This is a genomic window from Zobellia sp. OII3, assembly GCF_002211465.1.
Lineage (GTDB): Bacteria > Bacteroidota > Bacteroidia > Flavobacteriales > Flavobacteriaceae > Zobellia > Zobellia galactanivorans.
Genome location: NZ_MWRZ01000001.1, coordinates 1716673 through 1726471 on the forward strand (window position 1 = coordinate 1716673; position 9799 = coordinate 1726471).

General features: G+C 41.5%; 5 protein-coding genes. 3 read left to right on the forward strand and 2 right to left on the reverse strand.

Going from position 1 to position 9799, the window contains the following annotated elements; translation table 11 throughout:
- The first annotated feature begins 102 nt into the window (after positions 1-102).
- The 3 genes from B4Q04_RS07060 to B4Q04_RS07070 all read left to right on the forward strand — a co-directional run bounded on the left by B4Q04_RS07060 (position 103) and on the right by B4Q04_RS07070 (position 8321).
- Positions 103-3228 carry a SusC/RagA family TonB-linked outer membrane protein gene (locus B4Q04_RS07060; protein WP_088696347.1) on the forward strand — a complete coding sequence of 1042 codons (3126 nt, stop codon included), beginning with the start codon at positions 103-105 and terminating at the stop codon, positions 3226-3228.
- Between the two features lie 17 nt (positions 3229-3245).
- Positions 3246-4697: a RagB/SusD family nutrient uptake outer membrane protein gene (locus B4Q04_RS07065; protein WP_088696348.1), complete on the forward strand. Its 1452-nt coding sequence runs from the start codon at positions 3246-3248 to the stop codon at positions 4695-4697.
- Positions 4698-4889: 192 nt separating this feature from the next.
- The gene (locus tag B4Q04_RS07070) at positions 4890-8321 is read left to right on the forward strand and encodes a VCBS repeat-containing protein (RefSeq protein WP_161496049.1); all 3432 of its coding nucleotides are present in this window, start codon (positions 4890-4892) and stop codon (positions 8319-8321) included.
- Between the two features lie 16 nt (positions 8322-8337).
- On the opposite strand, the gene B4Q04_RS07075 is transcribed toward B4Q04_RS07070, so the two are convergent.
- Together B4Q04_RS07075 and B4Q04_RS07080 are read right to left on the reverse strand one after the other, a co-directional pair.
- On the reverse strand, positions 8338-8973 hold the full coding sequence (locus B4Q04_RS07075) for a vancomycin high temperature exclusion protein (protein WP_013993767.1): 636 nt from the start codon (positions 8971-8973) through the stop codon (positions 8338-8340).
- A 50-nt stretch (positions 8974-9023) separates the two neighbouring features.
- Entirely contained in the window at positions 9024-9323 is a 300-nt protein-coding gene (locus B4Q04_RS07080) for a hypothetical protein (protein WP_013993768.1), read from the reverse strand.
- Positions 9324-9799 lie beyond the last annotated feature (476 nt).

Genomic DNA, 9799 nt, shown 5'->3' on the forward strand with positions numbered 1-9799 from the left:
TTATTTCAATTCTACTAAGGTGAAAGTTGCCACTGAGTACTAAGTAGGTTTGGGAATTGGTGCCAAATGATATATTCAACTAATTCCTAACTACTACTTATTATGAAAAAAAAACACTATGGAGGGCATTCGGTTTCCTTTACACGAAAGTTCGGTCTATCGGAAGGCAACCTATTGACCTGTATCCTTGCTTTAGCATTTGTTGCCAACGTAAATGCTAATCCTGTAAATTCTAATTTTGAGTATGAACTTGCATACTCAAATGACTTGTTTCAATCGACTACTGTTACGGGGCAGGTTACCGATGAGGTCGGAGAACCTTTGCCTGGAGCTACCGTACTCATTAAAGGCACGACTGTTGGGGTTACCACCGATTTTGATGGCAATTATTCAATAGAGGTTACCGGTGAGGGTGATTTCTTGCTTATATCTTATTTAGGGTATGCCACAAAAGAAATACAAGTAGGAGTTCAGTCGACGATTAATGTTTCATTGGAACCTGATGCCTCTCAATTAGAGGAGGTTTTTGTTGTGGGCTATGGTACTACGGCGAAAAAGGATGTTACCGGGGCTATATCTTCCGTAAGTGGTGATAATTTTAAAAATTTACCGGTATCGAGTGTAGATAAAGTACTCCAAGGACGACTGGCCGGTGTTCAAGTGGTCAACAACGGTGGAGCACCAGGAGCTGGAGCTTCAATAAGAATCCGTGGTACGGGAACGGTTAATAATTCAGACCCCTTATACGTTATAGACGGTGTGCCTACAAGCAGTATTGCCGGGGTAAACCAAAATAATATCGAGTCTATCGAAGTTTTGAAAGATGCTTCGGCTTCGGCAATTTATGGTACTCGTGCTGCCAATGGAGTTGTAATTATAACAACGAAAAAAGGCAGAAAAGGCGAGAAGACCCAAATGACGTTAGATTCGTATGTTGGCTTTTCTAATGTTGTCAAGACTATTGACGTACTCGATGCGCCTGGGTTAGCTGCGATAAAAAGGGAACGTTACGTTAACGATGGTCTACCCGTTAATGAGATTTGGGAAGATTCCGAATATCTTACCCAAAGAACGAATTGGCAAGATGAGCTGTTCAGAACCGGTACAACCCAGAACGTAGATTTGACCATTACGGGATCAAGTGAGAAATCGTCTTTCTTGTTTGGTTTGGGATATTATGATGAGCAAGGGGTTATCGAAAAGGCTCAGGCCAATCGTCTTAGCTTACAAATAAACTCTGACCATAGGATTAATAGTTGGTTGAAGATCGAGCAAAACCTTTCGCTTTCCACCCGTGCCAGCAATAACTTTGATACCACTTCGGCGCAATCAGGGCTGATTTGGAGTGCTATTCGCTTTCATCCAGGCCTTCCTGTACGTAATTCAGATGGAACATATAGCTCATCTCAAGTAAGTAGTGAGTTCGGCGACATCAACAACCCAATATATACGGTCGATATCGACGACGCAAAAAACAGGACCACTCGAATTTTATCAAATGTGGCCGCTGAAATCACACTGACCCCGGCTTTGAAGTTTAAGGCCAATTTGGGCGTGGATGCCGAGTTGAACGATCAAAGAGAGTATAGTGCGCAGATTTTGGATCAAATTAGACAGAGAGGAACTAGCAGTAGGTACCGAGGGTATAGCGAAACTTATTCTTTTCTAATGGAATATTTTCTTTCTTATAACAAAGTCTTTGGAGACCATGTGGTTGGGGGAGTTGCCGGCTATACCGAACAATCTTTCGATTCACAGGGATTCAGTGCAAGAACGTTTAACGTAGAATCTTCCGATAGCCAGAAACTATTAAAAAATGGAGATGCTGATACGGCAGATGAATTCCGGTCACATGATGGTTTGAAATCAATTTTCGGAAGGTTGAATTATTCCTATAAGGATAAGTATTTAGTTACCGCTACCTTAAGGTCAGATGAATCATCTCGCTTTGCGGATGGCAATCAAAGGGGAACCTTCCCTGCTTTTTCTTTAGGATGGAGACTTTCTGAAGAATCATTTTTTAACGTTCCATTCATTAGTGACCTTAAGTTGACCGGAGGTTGGGGTGAATTGGGGAACCAAAATATCTCAAGGTTGCAATATTTGGCGAGACTAAGTGCAGGTCGAAAATATTCTTTTGGCCTTGATGGAAGCAATCAGGTAGAAGGTGTGTCCCAAGCTAGTTATGCCAACCCAGATGTAACATGGGAGACGGTGGTGATGAGTAATTTTGGCTTGAATGTGGGTATGATGGATAATAGGCTGACAGCTAATTTCAACTATTTTATAAAGAATACGGAAGATATGTTGTTGCAGCCTCCTGCCATTGGTAGTCAGGGATCGATTTCCTCTCCGTTCCAGAACGTTGGAAAAGTTGAGAACAAGGGACTCGAGATTGAATTGAACTGGCAAGATTCCAAAGGGGATTTCAGCTATGGCATAGGGGCCAACGCGGCCTTTGTCAAGAATAAGGTCATTAAGTTGGTAGATGGCAATTTCTTGGCCTCTGATTTTTATGGCCGACCTAACCAAGAACTGACACGGACCTTTGAAGGGGAGCCTATAGCAACATTCTATGGGTGGAAGGCAGATGGCCTTTTTCAAACACAAGATGAGGTCGATGCCCATGCCCTGCAAGAGGGAGCGGTGCCCGGTGATGTGAGATTTGTCGATATTAATGAAGATGGGGTAATCGACGATGTAGACCGAACGATAATAGGAAGTCCACACCCAGATGTTACTTATGGTATCAATACCAACATCGCCTATAAAGGCTTTGATATTACCGCCTTTTTCTTAGGTGCGGCGGGAGTAGATATTTACAATGCGGACAGAATGCAAGGTCTTGATGCTTCCTATCCTTTTAACGTATATTCCGATATTCAAGGCAGATGGACCGGGCCGGGTACGAGTAACTCAATTCCAAGAGTGTCTACGCTTCGTACGAACCTTAACCATAGAACTTCGGATTTGTTCATAGAATCTGGCGATTATTTTCGTTTAAAAAACCTGACAATCGGCTATTCCTTGCCCGGTGACTATATCGAAAAAATTAGTTTGAGCCGTTTACGCTTATATGTCACCGCTCAAAACCTATTCACAATAACAGGCTATTCAGGTTTGGATCCAGAATTGGGGCTAACCGATGGTAACCTACAGCAGAATGTTGATTTTGCCCAGTTCCCTCAGTCTAGAACCTTTTTGGTAGGGGTAAACCTTAGTTTTTAATTTAAGAAAAAAGAACCATGAAAAATAATATGATAATAAAAAAGGTTTTTCCCTGTCTGCTTATAGCCGGAATCATAATAAGTTGTAATGAAGAAGTGTTGGATACAATTCCTTACGGGGAATCGACATCGGCTGAGTTTTGGCGAAATGGCGCAGATGCCAATGCGGCCTCCACGGCCATGTACGAACCTTTGCGTTGGGAAGATTTGTACGGTCACAGTGAAAACGTATTCGACAATTGTTCCGATGATATTTTTAGGGCTGGTGACCACGGTTATGAAGAAGCGATGGAGAACTTTACGTTCGATCCCAGTAATGATGGCTTTCGAAGCGGTTGGGGTGCCAAATACGAGATTGTATCCAGAGCCAATTCGGTCTTGATCAATGTTCCCGGTATTGAAGATATCGATGCGGCCCTTAAAGACAGAATATTGGGTGAAGCTCATTTTTTACGTGCTTTCGCCTACTGGCGTTTTTCCGTACTGTATGGTGAGGTGCCCTTAATTTTGGAGGCCAACACTATTGAAGGCAATTTTAATATCCCCAAATCATCTTTGGCCGACATACGTGCCCAAGTAGAAGCTGATTTGGTCATGGCGGCCAGTCTATTGCCCGAAACCCACGATGCCGAAAATTTAGGAAGGGTCAATAAGGGATCGGCAAACGGACTTTTGGCAAAACTATATCTTTACGAAGAGGAGTTTCAAAAATCCATTGATGCAGGAGAAGAAGTAATTGGTGGGCCATATCCATTGGCTACTAACTTTAGGGATAACTTTGTGCCTGAGACCGAGAATAACCCCGAAATGTTATTTTCCGTACAAGGAGAGGAAAATTGGGCCGATGTGCCCAAGATGTTCGATGCGCCCAGACCATGGGGTGGTTGGGATTTTCATGACCCGGTCGAAAATGTTGTGAATGAATTTGAAGAAGGTGATGTACGATTGGCCAATTCAATTTTAAGCCCCGGGGACATGGTCGACCGAGGTGAAGGAGGAGTTGTAGAATTTACCTCCGATTTGACACAAACGGGGTATAGCTTGACCAAATATGCCAACTACAAGGCCGATGGTAATTTAAATGGTGATCAGAATGTACCCGTATTACGGGTTGCCGATGTATATCTTTTGGTTGCTGAGGCCAAGATTCGTTTAAATGGTGCCGGTTCTGGTGATTTTGAGATTAATGAAGTACGAAGAAGGGCCGGACTTGCTCCGATTGAAAATGCCGATATGCCAGAACTTATCCATGAAAGACGGGTTGAACTCGTTGGCGAAAATCAACGCCATCAAGATTTGATGCGCTGGGATAAGGCCAATATTGTCGATATCGCAGCTATTTATGCCGAAGATAGAGGGCAGTTTGATCCTCCTCGAACCTTCGTCAGACCAAAGCATTATTACTTCCCTATCCCTCAGCGCGAAATCGATTTGAGTAATGGGGTGCTGATTCAAAATGAGAATTATTAGCAAACGGTACGGGGGAGTAGAATATCTGGTCCCAATACGTTTTTTTAATACAGTAAAATGATCAAATGGTTTTCCTGAGGATATCCCTTCCTTTGGAAAATCATTTGGTTTTTAAGGACTTATTATTTTCTTTTACTTATAATAGGGTCTGACCGAATAGCAGGGAGAAATGGAATGCCAAAATCAGCAGAGATGAAGAGTCGCCGTTATTATACCATTGTAGTCATTTGTATGTTGTTCTTACAATGCGCTGAAAAAAAGGAATCGTCTTTAGGTAAACAAGGATCTAAGGAAGTCTCCCAACCCCTGTTTACGATACTGTCACCAAGTGAAACACAGTTGAACTTTGTAAATATTATCAACGAGAGTCCTACCATAAATGGGGTGTTGTACGAGTATCTATACAACGGGGGCGGAGTTTCGGTAGGGGATTTAAATAATGATGGCTTACAAGACCTGTATTTTATATCCAACTTATATAGCAATAAGCTTTTTCTCAATAAGGGAGGTTTGGTGTTCGAGGAGAAGACGCTCGAAGCTGGATTAAAAGGAAAGACGGGCTTTCCTACGGGGGTAACCATGGTCGATATCAATTCAGACGGACTACTCGATATTTATATTTCGAAATCGGGAAATTATCCCAATCCCGAACATCGAAAAAATGAACTTTACATCAATCAAGGGGTAAATGATAAAGGTGTCCCTGAATTTGTAGAAGAGGCAAGCCGGTATGGTCTTGATCTTGCCCATTATTCTACCCAAGCTGCTTTTTTTGATTATGACAAAGATGGGGATCTTGATATGTTTCTTTTAAACCACGGTATCGATCCTGCAGAAACCGAATCGAATATCGACAAACTCCTCGGCCAAAAATCGGAATATAGTAGCAATAGGTTATTTCAGAACAACGAAGGTAAATATGTCGATGTTTCGGAAAAGGTGGGGATTGTCGACAACGGTATTGGGTATGGTCTCGGTATTGCCATTGGGGACTTGAATAATGATCAATGGCCCGATATGGTCATTGGTATGGACTATTCCGAGAAAGACCACCTGTATATCAACCAAAAGGATGGGACCTTTAAAGAGGTGGTTCAGCAGGCTACCAATCATATTTCCAATTTTTCGATGGGTAACGATATCGCCGATATCAATAATGATGGTTATTTCGATTTTATATCGGTCGACATGGTTTCGAATAACAACTATGATTTAAAGACCAATATGAGCGGTATGAATCCCAAACGATTTCACGACCTCGTTGGCAAGGGGCTCCATTATCAATATATGTTCAATACACTACAATTGAATAATGGTAATATGTTGGAAAATAGCACGGTACCGGCTTTTTCCGATGTGGCGCAATTCGCCGGGCTTTCAAAGACCAATTGGAGCTGGGCTCCCTTGTTTTTTGATATGAACAATGACGGATGGCAAGATGTATTTGTTTCCAATGGGGTACTGCGCTCATTTCGAAATAACGATTTTGTTATTTACAAAAGGCAACGGGTAGCAAAACTATATGACGATATAAAAAAATATGGCAATAAAGATTCCCTGATTGCATCGTACTATAGAGACCTTCTAGCGGTAATGCCAGAAAAGAAGGAAGTAAACTTACTTTATTTGAACAATCGCGATTTTACATTTTCCGAAATGAACGGATCCTGGAAATTGAATGTACCTACCGCAACAAATGGTGCCGTTTACGCTGATCTAGACAACGATGGTGACTTGGATATTGTCGGAAACAATATAAATGATCCCGTGACGGTTTATCGGAATAACAGTCGCGAATTGGCGCCTGATAATAATTACTTGTCCGTCAAGTTAAGGGGTGAAAAAGGCAATATAAATGGTATTGGGGCACGAATCTCGTTGCAGTATGATGATGTTGTGCAGTCTAAGGAACTTTATGTGTCAAGAGGGTTTCAATCGTCGGTAAGCAATAGACTGCATTACGGTACGGGGCAAAAGAACGTAATAGACAAGGTATCGATAACCTGGCCCGATGGAAAACGTCAGTCGCTTAAAGATGTGCCAACGAACCAAGAGTTGGTTTTGAAATACGATGATGCCCAGAGCGGCCTTTCGAACGATGTATCTAGCGACAACGCATTTCTCTTTAAGGATGTATCACACGATTTAAAAAATACTTTCGAGCACAAGGAGAACGATTTTGACGACTTTCAACGTGAAATATTGCTACCCCATAAGTTCTCCCAGAACGGTCCGGCTTTAGCCGTGGGTGACGTAAATAATGACGGTTTGGATGATTTTTATATAGGAGGGGCGAAAAACGAAAGCTCCGAATTATGGCTGCAGCAATCGAACGGTGATTTTGAGCCGTCGGGCCATCCATGGAAAGAAGATAAAATGCATGAAGACTTGGCAGCGGAATTTTTCGATGCCGACGGCGATGGCGACCTTGATTTGTACGTGGTCTCGGGGGGCAATGAAGCAAAGGAAAACGATGACTACTATCAAGATCGGTTTTATGAAAATTTAGGAAAGGGTAAGTTTGCAAAAGGAGCGAAGGCCATTCCGAAAATAGTGACAAGCGGGGCATCGGTCAAAGCTGGCGATTTTGATAATGATGGCGATATAGATCTTTTTGTTGGGGGAAAATTGGTGCCGGGTAAGTATCCTTTTCCGGCAAAGAGTTATTTGCTTAGAAACGAAAGCAAAGCAGGTAAAATTGAATTTGTTGACGTCACCCAAGATGTGGCGCCTTTTATGGCGGAATTCGGTTTGGTTTCGGAAGCGCAATGGGTAGATGTCGATAGTGATAATGATCTTGACCTGATTGTCGTAGGGGAGTGGATGCCCGTAAAGATTATCGAAAATGACAAGGGTAAATTTATAGATAGCACCACTAAGGCCGGTTTGGATGATCAGGTGGGTTGGTGGTTTAGTGTGGCTACGGCAGATTTTGATCAAGATGGGGATATGGATTTTATAGTGGGCAATCTAGGTGAAAACTATAAATACAAAGCCTCTGTAGAAGCACCGTTTGAAGTGTTTACAAGCGATTTTGATGGGAACGGCACACTAGATATCGTATTGGGTTACCATGAAGAAGGAAAGGTCTATCCGTTAAGGGGTAGGCAATGTTCATCAGATCAGATGCCTTTTATAAAAAAGAAATTCCCTAGTTATGATGATTTTGGGACAGCCGACCTGTCAACGGTGTACGGTAAGGAAGAATTGAAAAATTCATTGCATTACGGGGCTACTACCTTTGCCAGTTCCTATATCGAAAATTTAGGCAACTTTAAATTCAAAGTGCACCAGCTCGATGCGTTGACGCAATTCTCCTCGGTCAATAGTATCCTCATTGACGATTTTAATAGTGACGGTCATGCCGATGCGCTGCTGTCGGGAAATTTGTACCAATCTGAAGTTGAAACACCCCGAAATGATGGAAGTTATGGAAATTTGCTTTTGGGGAATGGTAAAGGAGGCTTTAAGTCGCTTTTTCCATATGAGAGTGGCTTGTTCGTTAAGGGTGATGTGAAAACCGCAGCGTTCATAAAAAACAATGCTTCAGGTCGTAAATATATGGTGTTTGCGAAAAATGACGATGCTTTGCAAATGGTCGAATATGTTCCTGGGAAAAATTAGGGTACGATGGTAGGGGTTATTTGATGTCAACGCGCTCGCCAAAGAATTTGGGCTGTGTGTTGAACAGTAAATCGATAAAGACTTTAACCCTCGCTAAATATTCGCGTAAACGAACCTTTAGGCCCTGTCTGCCACTAATACTTTTTGCATTGTAGCCAATAGCCTTTAGACCTTTCTTTTCGGCCAGGTAGATGGCTCGTTGATTATGGAATTCTTGGGATATAACCGTTACATCGTTTAATCCAAAAACCTCTTTGGCACGGACCATTGAATCCAGGGTCCTAAAACCGGCGAAGTCTAAGAATATTTTTTCCGCAGGGATGCCCTTGGATATCAAATCCTTCTTTATGGTATTCGGTTCGTTGTAGTAACGTGTGCCATTGTCGCCACTGACCAAGACAAAATCTATTTTTTGGGCCTGATAAAGCTCAAGGGTTGCTTCTATTCGGAAGGTGTAATACGGGTTGGGAAGCCCTCCAATTAGTTTTTTTGAAGTTCCGAGTACGATACCCACCCTATTCTTAGGAAGGGCCTCAAGGCTGTTAAAAGTTTTTCCTTCAGCCGACGAACTTATGATGAGATTACATAAAAATATAAGTAGAAAAAGGGATGCAACAAGCGCTCCACATATTTTGTAGTAGTTTTTTCTCATATAGTTCTATGTAGACCATAAATATAGTCAAAAGAAATCCACTTCGGCCTTTAGCAGATTAGCTCCTTTAGTTCTCTTTCAAGTTTTTGGATCTCGTTGTCGATAAGATTGTAGTTTTTTTGCTGTGCCGTCTCAAAAGTACCCAACAATTGGTTCACCTTGAACAGAATATTGCTTAAGCGTATATTGAAATTTCGGGCTTTCTCATATTTTTTGCCGTCTGAATGGGCGTAATAAGAAGATTGAAATCTATGTTTTAATTGGTATAGCTTTTCCAATAGGTGTTCCGTATGCTGTTCATATGTTTTCTTTTCAGGCCTGTTCGATGTTGGGGTGAAGTTTATGGACATATTGCTATAATTATGGGCGAGGCCCGGTTTGAAAAAATAGGCTTGCCGAATGAATACAGTAAATCGAGATACAGATAGTAACGTCAATAATTGCGAAACACACAGCTTTTTTCGACAAGTGGTGCAATTTTTTCTGTTTCATTGGCTGATTTTTGACAATACAATAATGATATTGACTTGCAATTTGCTTCGTTTTAAGGTTTAAAATAGAAGAAATAGGCCCTCGAGCATTTTTTTCCATTATGACTAGAGGTAATTATATCATACTAAAATAAGAAAAATGAAAATAAGACGTAAGAAAAGACATCATTGATTTTATACGTTAAAACGACCACTATGCATTTCGTCGACAAAAGACTGTATATCAGCTATTTTAAATTTGTGTTATCGCGGTAATCCAAATAAATCGCTTAGGTTTAAAACAATTAACCCCACGAATTCTTACTTTTTATTTTTCCCACATTGCTTGGATTTTA